The organism is Diaphorobacter sp. JS3051 (assembly GCF_015832135.1).
GTDB lineage: Bacteria > Pseudomonadota > Gammaproteobacteria > Burkholderiales > Burkholderiaceae_C > Diaphorobacter > Diaphorobacter nitroreducens.
Window position 1 is genome coordinate 3,675,699 of record NZ_CP065406.1, and the last position, 20,126, is coordinate 3,695,824.

Consider the following 20,126-nt stretch of genomic DNA (forward strand, 5'->3'; position numbering starts at 1 on the left):
GCGCAAGCGGCGCGGCGCCGCCCCTTTTACTTCAGATCATCCGCGAGCACGCGCACGATGCGCTGTGCATTGGCGGAGGTTTCGGGCGCGCCTGCGGCGTTGAGCACAGACACGGTGCTTCGGTTGCCCTCGCTGCGCACCACGATGCGGTACTTCAGCGGCGGCACCGCGTCGGGCGAGCGGCTGAACAGCTTGCTGAAGAAGCCTTGCTCCTTCTTCTCGGTCGGGGCGACGTAGCGTACGAAGTACACACCCTGGCTGCGGTCTCGGTCCTCCACGGTGAAGCCGGTGCGGTCCAGCGACACGCCCACGCGGCGCCACGCGCGGTCGAAGCCTTCATCAAGCTGCACCACCGGCACGTTGTCCACCGTGGCCATGCGCGCGGACGGGGCGGAGGGTACGGGCGCTGCGGCGGCGGCCTTGGATTGCTCCTCGCTCACGCCCAGCTTGACCATCAGCCGGCGCAGGAATTCGGTTTCCAGTTCCGGATCGGCCGGGCGGGGCTGCCAGACGGTGTTGTCCTTCTGGGTGTTGGTGTAGACCTCCACCATGCCGCGGTGGCTGATGTAGATCTCCGTGCCGCCGCTGGCGTTGCGCTCCAGGCGGGTCCGGAACTTGTCGCGTTCGCCCGTGGAATACAGCGAATCGAAGACCTTGCCGATCGTGGAGCGGATGATGTCCTGCGGCAGCTTGGCGCGGTTTTCGGCCCAGTCGGTCTCCAGCAGGCCGAGCTTGGGTTGTTCCAGCACGTACACGAAGCCGTTTTCGATCCAGAAGTCACGCACCGGGTCCCACAGTTGGTCGGCAGGGCGGTCCACCACCAGCCATCGTTGGTTGCCGTCGCGCTCGATGCGTACGTCTCCAATGGACTTCGGGGCTGCGCTCGCCGCGCCGCGGGGCTGTTGCGCCTGGCCGGCTTCGAAAGCGGCAGCAGACACGACCCCGCCAGGCACCGTGTAGCGTGTGTCGCGCGAGAGCTGCGTCAGGTCCGGAGGCACCTCCAGCGTTGCCCCCTTGGTGGCGCTTTTGTAATCGATCTTGTCGTTCTCCAGCACGGAGCAAGCAGACAGGGTCACGGCAAGGCCCAGCAGGCCCAAACGGGTGGTAGCGTTCACGCGAAAATCCTCATTGATCCAGATTCGGCCGGGAGCGTTCCAAATACGCTGCAAGCTGGCAACAGGCTGGGTGAAATTAGAGCTTAGAGCAGCCCCGCGGCGCGCAGGGCGGCCTCGACCACGGCTTCGTTGCCCTGGCTCAGGGGCGTCATGGGCAGGCGCAGAGCGCCGCCGCACAGGCCCATGCGCTGCACAGCCCACTTCACGGGGATGGGGTTGGCCTCTACGAACAGTTGCTTGTGCACGGGCATCAGGCGGAACTGGATCTCCATGGCGCGGCGGGTGTCACCGGCCAGCGCGGCCACGCACAGCTCGTGCATCAGGCGGGGCGCCACGTTGGCCGTCACGCTGATGTTGCCCTGGCCGCCGCACAGCATGAGCGCCACGGCCGTGGGGTCATCGCCGGAATACACGGCGAAGCCCTTGGGCACGTCGCGGATGAGCCATTGCGCGCGTTCGATGTTGCCTGTGGCTTCCTTGATGCCCACGATGCCGGGCACCTGCGTGAGGCGCAACACCGTTTCGTGCTGCATGTCCGCCACCGACCGGCCGGGCACGTTGTACAGCACCATCGGCAGGTCGCCCACGGCCTCGGCGATCGCCTTGAAGTGGCGGTACTGGCCTTCCTGCGTGGGCTTGTTGTAATAGGGCACGACCTGCAACTGGCTGTCGGCGCCGACCTTCTTGGCGAACCTGGCCAGCTCGATGGCCTCGGCCGTGGAATTGGCGCCGCAGCCCGCCATGATGGGCACGCGCTTGGCGGCCTGTTCCACGGACACGCGAATGATTTCGCAGTGCTCCTCCACGTTCACCGTGGGCGATTCGCCGGTCGTGCCCACCACGCCGATGCAGTCGGTGCCTTCTGCGATGTGCCAGTCGATGAGTTTGCGCAGCGCGGGGTAGTCCACACTGCCGTCGTCATGCATGGGCGTGACGAGGGCGACGATGCTGCCGGTCAGGGGGGCGCTGGGAGAAGTCATGTCCGCGTTCAAAAACGGTAAAAACACATTCTAACTAGACGGGGCCCTGCAGCGGCGTGCGCAGCGGCGCGCGCAGCGGCCCGTCCATGGACGGCGCAGGCCGCACGGCGGCGATGCGCTGCACGAAGCGCGCGGGCGCGTCGAGGAAGCCTTCCTCATAAGCCACGATGCGCAGGGCCCGGCAGGCCTGCAGCAGTTCGCCCGGCCTCAGCAGGAATTCGGCCCGCGCGGGCCGGCCGACAGTTTCGTTGCCCACGGCGAAGGTCTCATAGAGCAGCACGCCACCGGGCGCCACGCTGTCCACGATGGTGGGCAGCAAAGGACGCCACAGGTAATTGGTGACCACCACGCCGGCAAAGCGCTGCCCGGGCAGGGGCCAGGGGCCAGCCTCGATATCCGCAACGATCGTCGCGCCCCATGGTGCTATGCTTTCAATAGCTTCTGGCGCTTTATCTATGCCCGTTACCGGGTGTTTTCTTTCATAGAACCAGCGCATGTGACGGCCGTGACCGCAAGCCACGTCCAGCACACTGCCGCCCGCAGGCACCAGGTGGGACCAGCGCTGTATCCATTCCGAGGCCGCGGGCAGCGGCGCATGGGCGGTGCCGTGCGGGGCCATCGTCAGAAGCAGGCCCAGATCTGGTCCGCCAGCGTCAGCATGAAGTCGGGCTGCAGGTACAGCGCGAACACCCCCAGCAGCACCGCGAGCAGCGCAACTGCGACGATCGACCGCTTGTACAGGGTGCGCATGGTCAGGCCGCCTGAGGGGTGGCGCGCACGATGGCGCCCTCGCGTACGGGCAGGTTCACCAAGCCCGCGAGGATGCCCAACACAATCGCCAGGTACCACACGATGTCGTAGCTGCCCGTGCGGTCATACAGATAGCCGCCCAGCCACACGCCCAGGAAGCTGCCGATCTGGTGGCTGAAGAACACGAAGCCGCTGAGCATGGACAGGTGCTGCACCCCGAAGATCTGCGCAACGGTGGCATTGGTGGGGGGCACCGTGGACAGCCACAGTGCGCCGATCACGGCCGAGAACACGTAGACCGACAACGGCGACAGCGGCACCAGCAGGAAGATGGTGATGGCCACGGCGCGGGCGAAATAGATGAACGCCAGGATGTGGCGCTTCGGGATCCGTTGGCCCAGCGAGCCCGCGATATAGGTGCCGAACACGTTGAACAGCCCGATCAGCGCCAGCGCATAGCTGGCCACCTGGGGCGTGAGGCCCTGGTCGCGCAGATAGCTGGGCATGTGCACACCGATGAACACCACCTGGAAGCCGCACACGAAGTAGCCGGCGGTGAGCAGCAGGAAGCTGCGGTAGCGCAGCGCCTCGGCAAAGGCCTCGCCCACGGACTGGGTACGTTTGACGGGGGCGCTGCCATGAAAGCCCGGCTCGCGCAGGCCGAAGGCCAGCGGAACGATCAGGATCACCATGGCCGAGAGCACCAGCAGGGCCTCTTGCCAGCCCAGGCGCAGGATCAGTTGCCCCTCCAGCGGCACCATGAGGAACTGGCCGAACGAGCCCGCCGCAGCGGCCACGCCCATGGCCCAGGAGCGCTTGTCGGCCGGGATCTGCCGGCCCAGCACCCCGTAGATGATGGCGTAGGTGGTGCCCGCCTGTGCAGCGCCGATCAGCACGCCCGTGGTCAGCGAAAACAGCAGCGGCGTGGGAGACAGCGCCATGCCGGCCAGGCCCATGGCGTAGAGCGCTGCGCCGCCGATCAGCACGCGGAAGGCGCCCAGGCGGTCGGCCAGCATGCCGCCAAAGATGCCGAACAGACCCCAGGACAGGTTCTGAATGGCCATGGCCAGGGCAAAGGTCTGGCGTGTCCAGCCCATGTCCTGGGTGATGGGCTGCAGCCACAGGCCGAAGCCGTGCCGGATGCCCATGGACAGAGTGACGATGGCGGCGCCGCAGATCAGCACCTGGGCCATGGACAGTTTTCGGGTTGCGTCGTGCATCCGGCGAATGTAGCGAAAACCCGTGTCGCCTGCTTGGCGCCCCCCTGTGCAGCACGCTGGCGGGGCAAGAAAGCGTCACCATCCTGGTTTTATATCCAGCACTACAATCCGCCGCCATGGCAGTCAAACCCGCATCCACCTCCGCCAGCGACTACTCCGAAGGCTCGATCCGCGTCCTCAAGGGACTGGAGCCCGTCAAGCAGCGGCCGGGCATGTACACCCGCACCGACAACCCCCTGCACATCATCCAGGAGGTGCTGGACAACGCGGCCGACGAGGCACTGGCGGGCTTTGGCAAGAAGATCAAGGTGACCTTGCACACCGACGGCTCGGTGAGCGTGGAGGACGACGGCCGAGGCATTCCGTTCGGCCTGCATCCCGAGGAGAACGCACCGGTGGTGGAACTGGTGTTCACCCGCCTGCACGCGGGCGGCAAGTTCGACAAGGGCAAGGGCGGGGCCTACAGCTTCTCGGGCGGCCTGCATGGTGTGGGCGTAAGCGTCACCAACGCCCTGGCCACCCGGCTGGAGGTGGCCACCCACCGCGAGGGCCAGGTGGCGCGCCTGGTGTTTGCGGGCGGCGATGTGACCGAGCCGCTGGCGGCGCGCCCGCTGCAGGCGGGCGAGCGCAAGCAGGGCACCACCGTGCGCGTCTGGCCCGACGCCAAGTACTTTGAGTCCAGCAACCTTCCGATGGGCGAGCTGACGCACTTGCTGCGCAGCAAGGCGGTGCTCATGCCCGGCGTTACGGTGCAGCTGGTCAATGAAAAGACGCGCGACACCCAGACCTGGCAGTACAAGGGCGGCCTGCGCGACTACCTGGCGCAGACGCTGAGCGCTGACCCGGTGATCCCGCTGTTCGAGGGCGAGGGCTTCGCCGACCGCCACAACGAGAGCTTTGCCGAGGGCGAGGGCGCCGCATGGTGTGTGGCCTTCACCGAGGAAGGCCAGCCGGTGCGCGAGAGCTACGTGAACCTGATCCCCACCAGCGCCGGCGGCACCCATGAAAGCGGCCTGCGTGACGGCCTGTTCAACGCGGTCAAGAGCTTCATCGAGCTGCACTCGCTCCTGCCCAAGGGCGTGAAGCTACTGCCCGAGGACGTGTTTGCGCGCGCCAGCTATGTGCTGGCGGCCAAGGTGCTGGACCCGCAGTTCCAGGGGCAGATCAAGGAGCGGCTGAACTCGCGCGACGCCGTGCGGCTGGTGTCCAGCTTCGTGCGCCCGGCGCTGGAGCTGTGGCTGAACCAGCACGTGGAATACGGCAAGAAGCTGGCCGAACTGGCCATCAAGGCCGCGCAGACACGGCAAAAGGCCGGCCAGAAGGTCGAAAAGCGCAAGGGCTCGGGCGTGGCCGTGCTGCCCGGCAAGCTCACCGACTGCGAAAGCCGTGACCTGGCCTACAACGAGGTCTTCCTGGTCGAGGGCGACTCGGCCGGCGGCAGCGCCAAGATGGGCCGCGACAAGGAAAGCCAGGCCATCCTGCCGCTGCGCGGCAAGGTGCTCAACACCTGGGAGGTCGACCGCGACCGCCTGTTTGCCAACACCGAGGTGCATGACATCTCGGTAGCCATCGGCGTGGACCCGCACGGCCCGAGCGACACCCCCGACCTGTCCGGCCTGCGCTACGGCAAGATCTGCATCCTCTCCGACGCGGACGTGGACGGCTCGCACATCCAGGTGCTGCTGCTCACGCTGTTCTTCCGCCACTTCCCCAAGCTCATCGAGGCCGGCCATATCTTTGTCGCCCGGCCACCGCTGTTTCGCGTGGACGTGCCGGCGCGCGGCAAGAAGCCAGCGGCCAAGGTGTATGCGCTGGATGAATCCGAGCTGGAAAGCATCCTCGACAAGTGCGCCAAGGATGGCGTGCCGCGCGAGAAGTGCCAGATCAGCCGCTTCAAGGGCCTGGGCGAAATGAACGCCGAGCAGCTGTGGGAGACCACGCTCAACCCGGACACGCGTCGCCTGCTGCCGGTGCAGTTGGGCACATTCGACTTCTCCGCCACCGAGGGCCTGATCACCAAGCTCATGGGCAAGGGCGAGGCCGCCGCGCGCCGCGAGCTCATGGAGCTGCACGGCGACCTGGTGGATGTGGACATCTGACGAAGGCATCCTCGCCATGATTGCGCGCCTGGGATACCGTATGCGTAACAGCCTTTTGGGGCTTTTGCGCACGGCTGGCATGTGCTGCGCGCTCCTTTTTTTGCAGCAATCCGCGCATGCGGACCTGTGGGCCTTCGTGGACGAGCGCGGCGTGACGCACTTCGCCGCGCAGCAGCTGGACGAGCGTTACGCGCTGTTCTTTCGCGGCAACGACTTCGACTCCGAGCGCGACGGCTCCAACACCGGACGTCAGGGTGCGGCCGATGTCTCCACCGGGCCGGCCAGTCCCTCGGGGGCGCGGCTGCTGGCCTTCTTCGAGGTGTCGCACGACTACAAGCTCGTGCGCCAGCACCTGCGCTCGGCGTCGGCGCGCCATGGCGTGGACTACGCGCTGCTGCAGGCGGTGATCGCCACCGAGTCGGGTTTCAACACCCGTGCGGTCTCGCCGCGCGGCGCCGTGGGGCTGATGCAGCTCATGCCCGCCACCGCCAGCCGCTTCGGCGTGAGCGGCGACGCCAGGCGCTCGGTGGAGCAAAAGCTGGTGGACCCCGCCACCAACGTGGCCGCGGGCACGCGCTACCTGCGCTACCTCATGGATCTCTTCGAGGGCCGCCTGGACTTGGCGCTGGCAGCCTACAACGCGGGCGAGGGTGCCGTGCAGCGCGCCGGCAACCGCGTTCCCGCCTACCGCGAGACGCGCAACTACGTGCAGAGCGTGATGGGCCTGTATGCGCTGCTCAAGCCGCCGCTACCGACGCGCAATCAGCGCGCGAACCCGGGGCGCGTGCGCATGGAACTGCCCGCCACGCCCCATTCCCTATCCGATGCCGGTGAGCGCGGCGACACGCAGCGCATGTCCACGCCTGCGCCCACGCGCCTGGCCCGGCAGTCATCGACCGAGTCTGTCTTCACTGAATGAGCGACCAACCCACTCTCGACTTCTCCGCGCCCGCCGACCACGGCGACAGCCTGGAACTGGCCGGCTATGCCCAGCGCGCCTATCTGGAATACGCCCTCTCGGTCGTCAAGGGCCGCGCGCTGCCCGACGTGTGCGACGGCCTCAAGCCCGTGCAGCGGCGCATCCTCTACGCCATGGACCGCATGGGTCTGGGCTACAGCGGGCCAAACCGCAACGTGGCGGCCAAGCCTGTCAAAAGCGCCCGCGTGGTGGGCGACGTCCTGGGCCGCTTTCACCCGCACGGCGACCAGTCGGCCTACGACGCACTGGTGCGCCTGGCCCAGGACTTCAACCAGCGTTACCCGCTGATCGACGGCCAGGGCAACTTCGGCAGCCGCGATGGCGACGGCGCGGCGGCCATGCGCTACACCGAGGCGCGCCTGACCCGCATCGCCGGCCTGCTGCTGGACGAGATCGACATGGGCACGGTGGATTTCGTGCCCAACTACGACGGCAGCACGCAGGAGCCGCGCCAGCTGCCCGCGCGGTTGCCATTCGCGCTGCTCAACGGCGCCAGCGGCATCGCCGTGGGCCTGGCCACCGAGATCCCCAGCCACAACCTGCGCGAGGTGGCCGACGCCTGCGTGGCCCTGGTCAAGAAGCCGCAGTTGAGCGACGAGGAACTGTTCGCGCTGGTCCCCGGCCCTGACTACCCGGGCGGCGGCCAGATCATCAGCAGCGATGCGGACATCCAGGACGCCTACCGCACGGGCCGCGGCAGCCTCAAGGTGCGCGCGCGCTGGAAGATCGAGGACCTGGCGCGCGGCCAGTGGCAGATGGTGGTGACCGAGCTGCCGCCCGGCGTCTCCGCGCAGAAGGTGCTGGAGGAGATCGAGGAACTCACCAACCCCAAGGTCAAGACCGGCAAGAAGGCGCTCACGCAGGAGCAGACGCAGCTCAAGGCTGCCTTGCTGGCGCTGCTGGACGGCGTGCGCGACGAGTCCAGCAAGGACGCGCCGGTGCGCCTGGTCATCGAACCCAAGACCGGCAAGGTGCCGCAGCAGGACCTCATCACCGCGCTGCTGGCGCACACCAGCCTGGAGACTTCCGCGCCCATCAACCTGACCATGGTGGGGCTGGACGGCAGGCCCGTGCAGAAGTCGCTGCGCGAGATGCTGCAGGAGTGGATCGACTTCCGCCAGACCACCATCACGCGGCGCAGCCAGCACCGGCTGGACAAGGTGCTGGACCGCATCCACATCCTGGAGGGGCGGCAGCTGGTGCTGCTGAACATCGACGAGGTGATCGCCATCATCCGCCAGGCCGACGAGCCGAAGGCGGCGCTGATCGCGCGCTTTCACCTGTCGGACCGCCAGGCCGAGGACATTCTGGAAATCCGCCTGCGCCAACTGGCGCGGCTGGAAGCCATCAAGATCGAGCAGGAGCTGAAAGAGCTGCGCGAAGAGCAGGGCAAGCTGGAGGACATCCTCGCCAACCCCGCCTCGCTGCGCCGCCTGATGGCCAAGGAGATCGAGGCAGACGCCAAGCTGTTCGGCGACGCGCGCCGCACGCTGATCCAGGCCGAAAAGAAGGCCGTGGCCGAGGTCAAGGTGCTGGACGAACCCGTCACCGTGGTGGTGTCCGAAAAGGGCTGGGTGCGTGCGCGCCAGGGCCACGGGCACGAGGCGGGCAGCTTCGCCTTCAAGTCGGGCGACGGCCTGTACGGCACCTTTGAGTGCCGCACGGTGGACACGCTCATCGTCTTCGGCAGCAACGGGCGGGTGTACTCGGTGGCCGTGTCCAGCCTGCCGGGCGGGCGTGGCGACGGCCAGCCCATCACCACGCTGATCGAGCTGGAGGCCGGCACGCAGCCGGTGCACTACTTCGCCGGACCGGCCAACGCAGCGCTGCTGCTTGCGGGCTCGGGCGGCTATGGTTTCCTGTCCACCGTGGAGCACATGACCGCACGCAACCGTGGCGGCAAGGCCTTTGTGAACCTGGGTGAGGGCGAACGCCTGTGCCGCCCCTCGCATGCGGCGTTCACCAGCGGCAGCCAGCCGCTGGCGCCCGCCACCCATGTGTGCTGCGCATCCGTGGGTGGGCGAGTGCTCACGTTTGAGATCGCCGAACTCAAGCTCATGGAAAAGGGCGGCCGCGGGCTGATGCTCATCGACCTGGAGCCCAAGGACCAACTGGCCGGCGCGGCGGCCTACACGCGCAGTGTGCGCTTCGTGGGCGTGGGCCGTGGCGGCAAGCCGCGCGAGGAGCAGCTGGAGATCCGCTCGCTCAACAACGCGCGCGCCGTGCGCGGGCGCAAGGGCAAGGCGGCCGACCTGGGTTTCAAACCGTCCGACGTGCTGCGCGTAGAGTGATTCAAAAACAATAGCTGGTCGCGCTTGCTGGTACAAGCTTTTACGGATAAAAACCGTTGAAGTTACGGTGTAGAAAGCGCGAGCAGCTATTTTTTTGATAGCGATAGTATGTCGCGTGGGCGGCGGGGCTTCTTTGTTGCGTTTGGTAGCATTCTCGCAACCCCGCCATAACGAATTCCAGGAGCCCACCCCATGAGATCGCTGCGCATTTCCCACAAACTCTGGCTCGCCGTGGGCTGCATCGTGCTGGCCCAACTGACCGTCGTGGGCGTGGCTGGTGTGCGCTCTGCCAGGGCGCAGGCCGAATCCGACGCCTTGAGCCGCGAGATGACGCAGCGCGTGCAGACGGCCACACGCTGGGCCGGCCTGACCGAGACCAATGCGGCCCGCACGCTGGCGCTGGTGCTCAGCACCGACGCCGTGGTGGAGCAGGCGTTCAAGGGCGACATTGCCGCCACCTCGGCGCGCATCAGCGAATTGCAAAAGGGGCTGGAAGCCATGGCCCTCACGCCCGCCGACCGCGAGCAGATGGGGCGCATCGCCACGGCGCGCAAGGCCATGATCGATCTGCGCAACCAGGCCCGCCAGCTCAAGGACGCCGGCAGCCATGACGAGGCGGTGCGCCTGGCGCAGCAGTCCTACGTGCCCGCAGTGACCGCCTACCTGGGCACGCTGCAGGATTTCGTGCGCATGCAGGAGCAGACCGCCCAGGCGCGCCAGGCAGAGATGGCCGCCACGCGCATGCTCACGGTGAAGCTGGCGGCCGCGGCCGCAGCCATGATGCTCGTGGCCATCGTGCTGGGGGCGTATTTCCTGATCCGCAGCATCCAGCGCCCGCTGGCCGAGGCCAACGCGCTCGCGGCGCGCGTGGCGGACGGCGACCTGCGCGAGCAGGCGGTGGATGTGCAGCGTGGCGATGAATTTGGCGAGCTGCTGCGTTCGCTGGCGGGCATGCGCGACTCGCTGGCGCGCATGGTGCAGGAGGTGCGCCACACCACCGACAGCATTGCCGTGGCCAGCGCGCAGATCGCCACCGGCAACCAGGACCTGTCCGCGCGCACCGAATCCACCTCCAGCAACCTGCAGCAAACCGCCGCGGCCATGGAGGAGTTCACCAGCACCGTCCAGCACAGCGCGGCGACGGCGGGCCAGGCCAGCCAGCTGGCCGGCGGCGCGAGCGACGTCGCGCGCCGCGGCGGCAGCGTGGTGGGGGAGGTGGTGTCCACCATGGACGACATCCAGCACAGCAGCCGCAAGATCGCCGACATCATCGGCGTCATCGACGGGATCGCCTTCCAGACCAACATCCTGGCGCTGAATGCGGCCGTGGAGGCCGCGCGCGCCGGTGAGCAAGGCCGGGGCTTTGCCGTGGTGGCGGGCGAAGTGCGCAACCTGGCGCAGCGCTCGGCATCGGCCGCCAAGGAGATCAAGGACCTGATCAGCGACTCGGTGGGCCGCGTGGAAAGCGGCTCGCGCCTGGTGCACAGCGCGGGCTCCACCATGCAAGAGGTGGTGCAGTCGGTGCAGCGCGTGGCCGACATGATGGGCGAGATCACCGCCGCCGCCACCGAGCAAAGCGCGGGCATCTCGCAGGTGAACCAGGCCGTGGGTCAACTGGACCAGATGACGCAACAGAACGCGGCGCTGGTGGAGGAGAGCGCCGCCGCGGCGCAAAGCCTGCGCGAGCAGGCCGATCACCTCACGCGCGTGGTGGCAGCATTCCGCATCGATGGCGCGGTAGCTGCTGTGCCGTCAGCCGCACGCCCCGTGCCGGCCGCTCCACAGGCACGTCCCATGCCGGTGGCACCTGTGGGCAAGGCACCCGCCGCGCCCCGCGCGGCGGCAGCGCCGGCACGGGCGCCGGCGCAGCGTGCAGCGGCCCCCCTGCGTGCGGCTGCTGCACCTGCCGCCGCCGCACGGCCTGCGGCACTGGCCCAAGGTGGTGAGGACGATTGGGAGTCCTTCTGATCCGCGTGCGGTCGCACGCCTTGCGCTGACGGGGCGCCTTGCTTGCCACGCGGGCGCGCGGGGCTGGCTCCTTCACCTTCCGCATGCCGCGACGAGCGCACGCGGGAGGCTGGGAAAGAACGCGGTGCGCGGCTCAGGCCAGCTCGGCGATCAACTCGATCTCCACGCAGGCACCCAGGGGGATCTGTGCCACCCCAAAGGCGCTGCGCGCGTGCTTGCCCTTGTCGCCGAACACTTCGCCCAGCAGTTCGCTGGCGCCGTTGGTCACCAGGTGCTGCTCGGTGTAGTCGCCCGTGGAGTTCACCAGGCTCATCACCTTCACGATGCGCTGCACGCGGTTCAGGTCGCCGCCGGTGGCGGCATGCAGCGTGCCCAGCAGGTCGACGGCCACGGCGCGTGCGGCGGCCTTGCCTTCCTCGGTGGTGATGTCGCGGCCGAACTGCGCGGCCCACGGCTTGCCGTCCTTGCGGGCAATGTGGCCGCTCAGGAACACCAGGTTGCCGGTCTGCACATAGGGCACGTAGGCGGCGGCGGGCACGGCCACGGGGGGCAGGGTGATGTTGAGTTCCTTCAGCTTGTCGTAAACGCTCATGGCAATCCTTGAAAACGAGGGCGGGCGCGGCACGGCCCGGGAAGCGCGCCCACGGCCGCCGACGCAGCGTGGGACCGGGCGAGTGTTGCACATCGCCACGCCGGCGGAGCGCCCATCGCGTGCGTTCGCATAGCATGCGGCCATGGACCAGTGGGCGCCCGAGGGGCCACAGCACCAGCAGGGAGGGAGCACCGCCGCGCGGGTGGCGACGGCGTCCGCTCGCGTGCCGGTCGCTCGCGTGCCTGTGGTGCGGGCCTGGCATCTGCCCGTTGCGCTGGCTGCGGGGGTGGTGGGCGTGGCGCTGCAACTGCAGCAGCCTGCGCTGTGGCCCTGGCCGTCCTATGCGGGGTTGATGGTTGGCGCGTTGCTGGCGGCCGGGGCGCTCGTCTTGTGGGCCGGTGTGCGCGGCACGCGCCGCTGGCACGGCAGCGGCGTGGCGATTCTGGCCGCGGTGCTGATGTACGGGCTGTGCGGTATGCGCGCTGCGGTCTTCCTGGAGCAGTCTCTGGCGCCGGCGCTGGAGGGGCGTGATCTGCGCGTAACGGGCGTGGTTGCCGCCATGCCGCAGCCGCGCGAGACCGGGTTGCGCCTGCGGCTGGAAGTGGAGGCGGCGCAACTGGACGGTGCGCCCGTGCGCGTGCCGCCGCTCATCGACCTGACCTGGTATGCCGGCGGGCTGGGTGGTGAGGCAGGCGCGGACAGTCCACCGCCCGCTGTGCGCGCCGGTGAACGCTGGCGCCTGACCGTGCGCCTGAAGGCGCCGCACGGCGGGCGCAATCCGCACGGCTTCGATTACGAGCTGTGGCTGTGGGAGCAAGGGGTGCAGGCCACGGGCTACGTGCGTACCAGCGCGCGGCTGGATGCGCTGCACGGCCCGCCTGAGCGGCTGGGCGCCACCTGGCGCCACCCCGTGGAGCAACTGCGCCAGCGGGTGCGCGACGCCATCGTGCGCACGCTGGTGGACCCTGCGCAGGATGCAGCCCGCCAGCGTGCGGCCGGGGTGGTGGCGGCGCTGGTCACGGGCGACCAGCGCGCCATCGAGCGGGCGGACTGGGATGTGTTCCGCGCCACGGGCGTGGCCCACCTCATGAGCATCTCGGGGCTGCACATCACGCTGTTTGCCTGGCTTGCGGCCGCACTGCTGGACCGGGCCTGGCGCCGCTCGCAACGCCTGTGCCTGGCCGTGCCCGCGCCCACGGCGGCGTTGGTGGGCGGTGTGCTGCTGGCCGCTGCCTATGCGCTCTTCAGCGGATGGGGCGTGCCCGCGCAGCGCACGGTGTGCATGTTGGCCACGGTGGCGCTGCTGCGCCTGTCGGGGCGGCGCTGGCCCTGGCCGCAGGTGTGGCTGCTGGCCTGCGCGGTGGTGCTGGCGGTCGATCCGTGGGCGCTGCTGCAGCCGGGCTTCTGGCTGAGCTTTGTGGCCGTGGCTGTGCTGTTTGCTACTGATTTGGGAGCTGCTAGCGCTTATCCCGTGGGCGTTGCAGGTCGTTTTTATGCATTGCTGCGTGAACAGTGGGTGGTGACGCTGGCGCTCACGCCCCTCACGCTATTGCTGTTCGGGCAGGTTGCGCTGGTGGGGCTGCTGGCCAATCTGGTGGCGATTCCGTGGACCACGCTGGTGGTCACGCCGCTGGCGCTGCTGGGGGTGCTGTGGGCGCCGCTGTGGCAGGCGGCGGCGTGGTGCGTGCAGGCGTTGTCGGTGTTGCTGCAGTGGCTGGCAGCCTGGCCCTGGGCGCAGGTCGCTTTGCCCATGGCCCCGCTGTGGGCCGGCGCGGCAGCCGTGACCGGCGGCGTATTGCTGGCGCTGCGCCTGCCGTGGGGCGTACGTGCCCTGGGCCTTGCGCTGCTGCTGCCGGCGCTGTGGTGGCAGCCCGCGCGCCCGCAGCCGGGGCAGTTCGAACTGCTGGCCGCCGACGTGGGCCAGGGCCAGGCCGTGCTGGTGCGCACGGCGCGCCATGCGCTGCTGTACGACGCCGGCCCGCGCTACCACCAGGACAGCGACGCGGGCGAGCGCGTGCTGGTGCCCCTGCTGCGCGCGCTGGGCGAACGGCTGGACCTGCTGGTATTGAGCCACCGCGATACCGACCACACCGGAGGCGCCGCGGCAGTGCTGGCGCAACAGCCGCAGGCACGCCTGCTGGGGTCGATTGAGGCCGACCATGCACTGCAGGCCCTGCGGCCCGCCGAGCCTTGCCTGGCAGGCCAGCACTGGAACTGGGACGGCGTGCTTTTCGAAGTGCTGCACCCGCCGCGCGATGCGGGCGATGGGCCGGGCGCCCGTGCGCCGACGTCCAACGCCACGAGCTGTGTGCTGCGCATCGCAGCCGCGCGGACCAGTGACAACACCGGCGGTGCGGTGGCCCTGCTGGTGGGCGACATCGAGCGCGCGCAGGAACAGGCGCTGGTAGATGGCGGTGCCGCGCTGGCGGCAGACCTGCTGCTGGTGCCGCACCATGGCAGCAAGAGCTCGTCCAGCGCGCCATTCCTGGATGCCGTGCAGCCGCGCACCGCGCTGGTGCAGGCCGGCTACCGCAACCGCTTCGGCCACCCCGCGCCCGACGTGGCGGCGCGCTACCAGCAGCGCGGCGTCTTGCTCGTGCAGTCGCCGCCCTGCGGTGCGGCGCGTTGGGTATCCGATGCGCCGCTGGCGGTGCACTGTGAACGAGAGGCCACGCGGCGCTACTGGCACCACCGCGTGTCCGAGGCGTCACTTTTGCCGCAGCCGTAGCGTTGCCGGGCCTGCAACTTGCTATCCTGGGTGCAGGAGGCACGCCGCATGCAGCAGTTCGACGAGATGTACACCGTGCTGCCCTTCGGGGGCAGCGACGTGCGGGCGCACTACCGGCATTACGGCCAGTGGCTGGCGCAGCAGCCGGCCGATGCCATGCAGGCCCGCCGCGCGCAGGCCGAGGTGATCTTCCGCCGCGTGGGCATCACCTTCGCCGTGTATGGCGACAAGGACGAGGAGGGCGCCGGGACCGAGCGGCTGATCCCCTTCGATCTGATTCCGCGCATCATCCCCGCGCAGGAATGGCGCCGCATGCGGCGCGGCCTGGTGCAGCGCGTCACTGCGCTCAACCGTTTCATCCACGACATCTACCACGGCCAGGACATCCTGCGCGCAGGCATCGTGCCTGCCGACCTGATCCTGGCCAATGCGCAGTTCCGTCCCGAGATGGTGGACCTGGACGTCCCGCAGGACGTGTACGCGCACATCGCGGGCATCGACCTCGTGCGCGCGCCGGGCGCGGATGGCGAGGGCATCCACTACGTGCTGGAGGACAACCTGCGCGTGCCGTCCGGCGTGTCATACATGCTGGAAAACCGCAAGATGATGATGCGGCTGTTTCCCGAGCTGTTTGCGCTGCACAAGGTGGCCCCCGTGGCGCACTATCCCGACCTGCTGCTGGACACGCTGCGTGCCAGCGCGCCGGCCTGGAGCAGCGCCGACCCCACCGTGGTGGTGCTCACGCCCGGCATGCACAACAGCGCCTATTTCGAGCACGCCTTCCTCGCGCAGCAGATGGGCGTGGAGCTGGTCGAGGGCCAGGACCTGGTCGTCAAGGACAACGTCGTCTACATGCGCACCACGCGCGGCCTGCAGCGCGTGCATGTCATCTACCGGCGCGTGGACGACGACTTCCTCGACCCACAGGTGTTCCGGCCCACCTCCACACTGGGCTGCGCGGGGCTCATGCAGGCCTACCGCGCGGGCAACGTGGCCATCTGCAACGCCGTGGGTACGGGCATTGCGGACGACAAGTCGGTGTACCCGTACGTGCCCGAGATGATCCGCTTTTACCTGGGCGAGCAGCCCATCCTGGCCAACGTGCCCACCTGGATGTGCCGCCGCCCTGAAGACCTGCAGTACGTGCTGGGGCATCTGCCGGAGCTGGTGGTCAAGGAGGTGCATGGCGCGGGCGGCTACGGAATGCTCATCGGACCCGCGGCCACGCGCGCCGAGATCGAGGCCTTCCGCGCCGCGCTCATCGCCAATCCCGCGGGCTACATCGCCCAGCCCACGCTCTCGCTCTCGACCTGTCCCACCTACGTGGATGCGGGCATCGCGCCGCGCCACATCGATCTGCGGCCCTTCGTACTCAGTGGACAGAAAGTGCAAATGGTGGCCGGCGGGCTCACGCGCGTGGCGCTCAAGGAAGGCTCGCTCGTCGTCAACTCGTCGCAGGGCGGCGGCACCAAGGACACCTGGGTGCTGGGGGATGAGGATGGAGGTCAATGAGATGCTGAGCCGCACTGCCGATCACCTGTTCTGGATGTCCCGCTTCACCGAGCGGGCAGACAGGCCCGCCGCAGGCGGGCTCGCGCCACAACACGGCGGGCGCGCGCAGCGCGTGCGGGGTTTGCTGCCCGCCCAAGCCGAGGAGGCCACATGCTGAGCCGCACTGCCGATCACCTGTTCTGGATGTCCCGTTACACCGAGCGGGCAGAAAACACCGCCCGCATGCTCAACGACAGTTACGAGACCTCCCTGCTGCCGCAGTCCGATGCGCAGGCGCAGGAGGGCTGGCGCGGGCTGCTGTCGATCAGTGAGCTGATTCCCGCCTACACCGCGCGGCAGGGTGCGATCACGGCCACGGGTGTGCTGCGGTTCATGGTGTGCGACGAGGGCAACCCGTCGTCCATCGCCGCGTGCCTGCGCGCGGCGCGCGAGAACGCGCGCGCCGTGCGCGGTGCCCTCACCACGGAGGTGTGGGAGACGTTGAACCAGACCTGGCTGGAGCTGTCACGCCAGCTGCGCGAGGGGGCCTTCGAGCGCGACCCCGGGCAGTTCTTCGAATGGGTCAAGTACCGCTCGCACCTGTCGCGCGGGGTCACGCTGGGCACCATGCTGCAGGACGAGGCGTTTCACTTCCTGCGCCTGGGCACCTTCCTGGAGCGCGCCGACAACACGGCGCGGCTGCTGGACGTGAAGTTCCATGCGGTGCAGAGCGATTTTCATGGGTTGGCGGGCGATGCCCGCCGTTCCACGCCCGAGGCCGACTTCTACCACTGGAGCGCCATCCTGCGCAGCGTTTCGGCGTTTGAGGTCTACCGCAAGGTGTACCGCGACGTGATCACGCCCGAGCGCGTGGCCGACCTGCTCATGCTGCGGCGGGACATGCCGCGTTCGCTGCATGCCAGCATGCACGAGGTGGTGGACAACCTGGCCGCCGTCGCGCATGAGCATTCGGGGGAGACCGAGCGGCGGGCCGGACGCCTGCTGTCCGATCTGCGTTACGGCCGCATCGACGAAATCCTGGCCACCGGCCTGCATGCCTACCTTACGCAGTTCCTGGACCGCGTGAACGAACTCGGCGGCTGCATCAGCAGGGACTTTCTCGCGCCCGCGGCGGACTGACCGGCACTTCCGGGCCCGGGCTCGGGGGGTGTTTATTGGCCCTGTGCCATCTGGCGGCTCTGGGCATCGTGCGCGCAGTTCGCGCGCGCGCCCTGGCGGGCAGGGGGCACCAGGCCGTACTGGGCCAGCACGCTGGCCTCCAGCTCGCCCGACTCGCGCGCGCATTGCAGTTCGGCAATCACTTCAGCGCGTGTGCGGCCGACAGCGTTGGTACGGTCGTGGGTGGAATGGGGCATGGCGGCCACCTGCGTCTGCGCTGCCGAGGGCGCGGGGGTGTGCTGCGGCACCTGGGCCAGCGCGCCCGTGGTGGCGGTGCCGGCCAGCGCCAGTACGGCACTGGCGATGGCGCCGCGCAGCAAGGGGCGGCGCGTGGAAGGGACCTGCGAGGTCAGCGTATGCAAGGCGTTCATGAGGGCTCCTGTGGGGACACTGCCGGCGGCACCATGCCGTCCGTGGAGCCACTGTGCCGGCCCGCCCGTCGGCGTTCCAGCGCATTGCGACGAACCGCGCGCCGGCGTGCGCCAGCTGCCGTGCACGTTCGCCAGTGCGACCGTCCCCGCGGTCAACGCGATGCGTTGCGCCGCTGCTCGCGCAGCATGAACAGGTACAGGCCCTCGACCTTTTCGCGCGCCCATGGCGTCTTGCGCAGGAACTTGAGGCTGGAGGCGACGCTGGGGTCGCTCTGGAAGCAGCGTACGGGAATGCGGTTGGCCAGACCTTCCCAGCCGAAGTACTGCTGCAGCGCCACGACCATCGCCTCCAGCGTGATGCCGTGCAGCGGATTGCGGGGCTGTGCGGGTGGTTGCGGGGCGGGCGCTGCAGGTTGGTCGGTCATGGACGGCGAGCATACGCGCTTGCCGCCCACGAACGCTGGTTTGAAAGAAATTGCCCTATAGCGCTTATTTGGTAAGCGCCAAAAGCTATTAAAAATATAGCAATTGCCTCTACTGGTGTTGCAGCAGCGGCTCGTTGGCAAACAGCTCCGCAGCCCAGTCGACGAAGGCGCGTACCTTGGCGCTCAGATGGCGGTTGGGCGGATACACCACGTACACGGGCAGCAGGGGGTGGGACCAGTCGGGCAGCACGCGCACGAGTTCGCCGCGCTCGAAGTGCTGCTGGGCCTGGAAGGTGGTGATCTGCCCCACGCCCTGGCCGGCGACGAGGGCGTTCAGATAGGCGTTGCTCTCGTTCACGGCCAGGTGAGAGGGGCCCGAGGTTTCGATCACCTCGCCGTCCTTGCGAAACTCCAGCGGATAGCGGCGCGCCGAAACGGGCGAGAAGTAGATCACGGTGCGGTGGCTGCGCTCCAGGTCCAGCGGGTGCGCGGGCACGCCAAAGCGCTCCAGGTAGGCGGGCGCGGCCACGGTGATGAATTCCAGGTTGCCGATGCGCCGCGCCACCAGGGACTGGTCGGCCAGCTCGCCGCCGCGGATCACACAGTCGACGTTGTCGCCGATGAGGTCCACGGTGCGGTCGCTGACGCCCAGGTCCATCTGGATGTTGGGGTATCGCTCCTGGAACTGCGCCAGGTTTGGCACGATGAGCAGCCGCGCCACCGACGATCCCACGTCCACGCGCAGACGCCCGCGCGGATTGGCGCGCTCCTGGCTCATGCTGGCTTCGATGTCGTCGAAGTCGGCCAACAGGCGCACGGTGCGGTCGTAGAACGCGGCGCCGTCGGCCGTCACGGTGACGCGGCGCGTGGTGCGGTTGAGCAGCTTCACGCGCAGGCGCTCCTCCAGCGCCTGGACGTGCTTGGTCACGGTGCCCTTGGGCAGTTGCAGTGAATCGGCGGCGCGCGTGAAGGTGCCAGCTTCGACCACCCGCGCGAATATGCGCATGGCCTGTATCTGGTCCATGTGCTTCTCCTTCTCGCTGGTGGATGAGAGTCTGGAGGCCTACCGCGGCACGCTGTACCTCACGCAGCGCCGCTACCAGGCGGGCGACGTGGCGGAGCTGGATGTGGCGGAGCTGGATGTGGCGCGCGTGCAGACGGAGGTGGCGGCCACTGAATCCGAAGCACTGGCGCTGGAGCGTCAGCAGGCGCAGCTGCGGCATGCATTGGCCGTGCTGGTGGGCGACGTGGCCATGGGCTTCTCGCTGCCACCGGCGGCGGTCGAGGCAGCGCTGCCGGTGATTCCGCCCGGCGTGCCCAGCACGGTCCTGGCGCGCAGGCACGATGTGTCTGCGGCCCAGGCCGCGGTGCTGGCGGCGCAAGCACGGGTGGGCGTGGCGCAGGCGGCGTGGTTTCCCGCGCTGGCACTCACGGGCAGCGCGGGCTTTGCATCGCCCGAGCTGTGCGATCTGTTCAAGTGGTCGGCGCGTTCGTGGGGCATTGGCATGCTGCTGTCGCTGCCGCTCTTCGATGGCGGCCAGCGCGCCGCCCAGGAGGAGGGTGCGCGCGCCCGGCTGGAAGGGGCGCTCGCCGCCCACCGCGGCCAGGTGCTCACAGCCTTTCGCGAGGTGGAAGACCAGCTCAGCGCGCTGCGCCTGCTGGCCGGCCAGGCGCAGGCGCAGGCACAGGCACAGGACCGCGCCGTGCAGTCCGCCGCGCGCGCTGCGCAGCTGTCCGATTCGCGCTACCGCAACGGTCTGGTGAGCCAATTGGAGTTGCTGGATGCGCGCCGCAGCGAGCTGCGCAACCGCCGCCAGGCGCTGCAGGTGCGCACAGCGCAGTACGTGGCCACGTTGGGGTTGGTGCGCGCGCTGGGCGGGGGTTGGGATACCACCAGCTGAGCGCGTGGGGATTCGCGCCCACGCGACTGCGCCGCGG

At 68.8% G+C, this 20,126-nt stretch carries 17 protein-coding genes and 1 pseudogene; 9 read left to right on the forward strand and 9 right to left on the reverse strand.

The features are described from left to right. Positions 1 to 26: 26 nt before the first annotated feature. The 5 genes from bamC to I3K84_RS17570 all read right to left on the reverse strand — a co-directional run bounded on the left by bamC (position 27) and on the right by I3K84_RS17570 (position 4,065). On the reverse strand, positions 27 to 1,115 hold the full coding sequence (gene bamC / locus I3K84_RS17555; protein WP_015912654.1) for an outer membrane protein assembly factor BamC: 1,089 nt from the start codon (positions 1,113 to 1,115) through the stop codon (positions 27 to 29). Between the two features lie 83 nt (positions 1,116 to 1,198). Then, positions 1,199 to 2,095, reverse strand: coding sequence for a 4-hydroxy-tetrahydrodipicolinate synthase (gene dapA, locus I3K84_RS17560; RefSeq protein WP_011804449.1), 897 nt, complete (start codon positions 2,093 to 2,095; stop codon positions 1,199 to 1,201). Between the two features lie 34 nt (positions 2,096 to 2,129). Further along, positions 2,130 to 2,714, reverse strand: a complete 585-nt coding sequence (locus I3K84_RS17565; protein ID WP_196995072.1) for a bifunctional 2-polyprenyl-6-hydroxyphenol methylase/3-demethylubiquinol 3-O-methyltransferase UbiG — start codon at positions 2,712 to 2,714, stop codon at positions 2,130 to 2,132. A gap of 2 nt (positions 2,715 to 2,716) precedes the next feature. Then, complete coding sequence (locus I3K84_RS22465; protein WP_255352793.1) at positions 2,717 to 2,845, reverse strand: hypothetical protein; 129 nt, start codon at positions 2,843 to 2,845, stop codon at positions 2,717 to 2,719. A 2-nt stretch (positions 2,846 to 2,847) separates the two neighbouring features. Continuing rightward, on the reverse strand, positions 2,848 to 4,065 hold the full coding sequence (locus tag I3K84_RS17570) for an MFS transporter (protein ID WP_011804452.1): 1,218 nt from the start codon (positions 4,063 to 4,065) through the stop codon (positions 2,848 to 2,850). A gap of 116 nt (positions 4,066 to 4,181) precedes the next feature. On the opposite strand from I3K84_RS17570, the gene I3K84_RS17575 reads away from it, so the two are divergent. The 4 genes from I3K84_RS17575 to I3K84_RS17590 all read left to right on the forward strand — a co-directional run bounded on the left by I3K84_RS17575 (position 4,182) and on the right by I3K84_RS17590 (position 11,402). Beyond that, positions 4,182 to 6,164 carry a DNA topoisomerase IV subunit B gene (locus I3K84_RS17575; RefSeq protein WP_015912658.1) on the forward strand — a complete coding sequence of 661 codons (1,983 nt, stop codon included), beginning with the start codon at positions 4,182 to 4,184 and terminating at the stop codon, positions 6,162 to 6,164. A gap of 40 nt (positions 6,165 to 6,204) precedes the next feature. Next, the gene (locus I3K84_RS17580) at positions 6,205 to 7,083 is read left to right on the forward strand and encodes a lytic transglycosylase domain-containing protein (protein WP_196996130.1); all 879 of its coding nucleotides are present in this window, start codon (positions 6,205 to 6,207) and stop codon (positions 7,081 to 7,083) included. Continuing rightward, positions 7,080 to 9,434, forward strand: a complete 2,355-nt coding sequence (gene parC / locus I3K84_RS17585; RefSeq protein WP_196995073.1) for a DNA topoisomerase IV subunit A — start codon at positions 7,080 to 7,082, stop codon at positions 9,432 to 9,434. Before I3K84_RS17580 ends, parC begins: the two co-directional genes overlap by 4 nt. Before the next feature lie 192 nt (positions 9,435 to 9,626). Continuing rightward, the gene (locus I3K84_RS17590) at positions 9,627 to 11,402 is read left to right on the forward strand and encodes a methyl-accepting chemotaxis protein (RefSeq protein WP_196995074.1); all 1,776 of its coding nucleotides are present in this window, start codon (positions 9,627 to 9,629) and stop codon (positions 11,400 to 11,402) included. A 133-nt stretch (positions 11,403 to 11,535) separates the two neighbouring features. Here I3K84_RS17590 and I3K84_RS17595 read toward each other — a convergent pair whose 3' ends face one another. Continuing rightward, entirely contained in the window at positions 11,536 to 11,994 is a 459-nt protein-coding gene (locus I3K84_RS17595; protein WP_011804457.1) for a RidA family protein, read from the reverse strand. 142 nt (positions 11,995 to 12,136) lie between these two features. Between I3K84_RS17595 and I3K84_RS17600 the strand changes: the two genes are divergently transcribed. Genes I3K84_RS17600 through I3K84_RS17615 form a run of 4 tightly spaced genes read left to right on the forward strand, consistent with a single transcriptional unit; the run spans position 12,137 to position 17,353 of the window. After that, positions 12,137 to 14,722 (forward strand): DNA internalization-related competence protein ComEC/Rec2, encoded by a 2,586-nt coding sequence (locus tag I3K84_RS17600; RefSeq protein WP_231403358.1) that lies wholly within the window; start codon positions 12,137 to 12,139, stop codon positions 14,720 to 14,722. A gap of 48 nt (positions 14,723 to 14,770) precedes the next feature. Continuing rightward, positions 14,771 to 16,234, forward strand: a complete 1,464-nt coding sequence (locus I3K84_RS17605; RefSeq protein WP_196995075.1) for a circularly permuted type 2 ATP-grasp protein — start codon at positions 14,771 to 14,773, stop codon at positions 16,232 to 16,234. A 1-nt stretch (position 16,235) separates the two neighbouring features. Next, the gene (locus tag I3K84_RS17610) at positions 16,236 to 16,391 is read left to right on the forward strand and encodes an alpha-E domain-containing protein (RefSeq protein ID WP_196995076.1); all 156 of its coding nucleotides are present in this window, start codon (positions 16,236 to 16,238) and stop codon (positions 16,389 to 16,391) included. Beyond that, on the forward strand, positions 16,385 to 17,353 hold the full coding sequence (locus I3K84_RS17615) for an alpha-E domain-containing protein (protein ID WP_047349599.1): 969 nt from the start codon (positions 16,385 to 16,387) through the stop codon (positions 17,351 to 17,353). Before I3K84_RS17610 ends, I3K84_RS17615 begins: the two co-directional genes overlap by 7 nt. A 32-nt stretch (positions 17,354 to 17,385) precedes the next feature. Here the strand turns inward: I3K84_RS17615 and I3K84_RS17620 are convergent, their stop codons facing one another. From I3K84_RS17620 to I3K84_RS17630, 3 genes are all read right to left on the reverse strand, one after another. After that, on the reverse strand, positions 17,386 to 17,763 hold the full coding sequence (locus I3K84_RS17620) for a hypothetical protein (RefSeq protein WP_196995077.1): 378 nt from the start codon (positions 17,761 to 17,763) through the stop codon (positions 17,386 to 17,388). A 152-nt stretch (positions 17,764 to 17,915) separates the two neighbouring features. After that, complete coding sequence (locus tag I3K84_RS17625) at positions 17,916 to 18,188, reverse strand: VF530 family DNA-binding protein (protein ID WP_011804461.1); 273 nt, start codon at positions 18,186 to 18,188, stop codon at positions 17,916 to 17,918. 109 nt (positions 18,189 to 18,297) lie between these two features. Further along, on the reverse strand, positions 18,298 to 19,212 hold the full coding sequence (locus I3K84_RS17630; protein WP_196995078.1) for a LysR family transcriptional regulator: 915 nt from the start codon (positions 19,210 to 19,212) through the stop codon (positions 18,298 to 18,300). Here I3K84_RS17630 and I3K84_RS17635 point away from each other — a divergent pair. Beyond that, positions 19,145 to 20,089: pseudogene (locus I3K84_RS17635) on the forward strand (efflux transporter outer membrane subunit); the annotation flags it as partial. The gene I3K84_RS17630 and the pseudogene I3K84_RS17635 sit on opposite strands and share 68 nt — an antisense overlap. Positions 20,090 to 20,126: the final 37 nt, after the last annotated feature.

Bases quoted from the DNA above. Each gene is read 5' to 3' on its own strand.
- I3K84_RS17600 (WP_231403358.1), top strand. From the start codon at position 12,137: ATGGACCAGTGGGCGCCCGAGGGGCCACAGCACCAGCAGGGAGGGAGC.
- I3K84_RS17580 (WP_196996130.1), top strand. From the start codon at position 6,205: ATGCGTAACAGCCTTTTGGGGCTTTTGCGCACGGCTGGCATGTGCTGC.
- I3K84_RS17575 (WP_015912658.1), top strand. From the start codon at position 4,182: ATGGCAGTCAAACCCGCATCCACCTCCGCCAGCGACTACTCCGAAGGC.
- parC (WP_196995073.1), top strand. From the start codon at position 7,080: ATGAGCGACCAACCCACTCTCGACTTCTCCGCGCCCGCCGACCACGGC.
- I3K84_RS17565 (WP_196995072.1), bottom strand. From the start codon at position 2,714: ATGGCCCCGCACGGCACCGCCCATGCGCCGCTGCCCGCGGCCTCGGAA.
- I3K84_RS17615 (WP_047349599.1), top strand. From the start codon at position 16,385: ATGCTGAGCCGCACTGCCGATCACCTGTTCTGGATGTCCCGTTACACC.
- I3K84_RS17595 (WP_011804457.1), bottom strand. From the start codon at position 11,994: ATGAGCGTTTACGACAAGCTGAAGGAACTCAACATCACCCTGCCCCCC.
- I3K84_RS22465 (WP_255352793.1), bottom strand. From the start codon at position 2,845: ATGCGCACCCTGTACAAGCGGTCGATCGTCGCAGTTGCGCTGCTCGCG.
- I3K84_RS17590 (WP_196995074.1), top strand. From the start codon at position 9,627: ATGAGATCGCTGCGCATTTCCCACAAACTCTGGCTCGCCGTGGGCTGC.
- I3K84_RS17605 (WP_196995075.1), top strand. From the start codon at position 14,771: ATGCAGCAGTTCGACGAGATGTACACCGTGCTGCCCTTCGGGGGCAGC.
- I3K84_RS17620 (WP_196995077.1), bottom strand. From the start codon at position 17,763: ATGAACGCCTTGCATACGCTGACCTCGCAGGTCCCTTCCACGCGCCGC.
- dapA (WP_011804449.1), bottom strand. From the start codon at position 2,095: ATGACTTCTCCCAGCGCCCCCCTGACCGGCAGCATCGTCGCCCTCGTC.
- I3K84_RS17570 (WP_011804452.1), bottom strand. From the start codon at position 4,065: ATGCACGACGCAACCCGAAAACTGTCCATGGCCCAGGTGCTGATCTGC.
- I3K84_RS17630 (WP_196995078.1), bottom strand. From the start codon at position 19,212: ATGGACCAGATACAGGCCATGCGCATATTCGCGCGGGTGGTCGAAGCT.
- I3K84_RS17625 (WP_011804461.1), bottom strand. From the start codon at position 18,188: ATGACCGACCAACCTGCAGCGCCCGCCCCGCAACCACCCGCACAGCCC.
- I3K84_RS17610 (WP_196995076.1), top strand. From the start codon at position 16,236: ATGCTGAGCCGCACTGCCGATCACCTGTTCTGGATGTCCCGCTTCACC.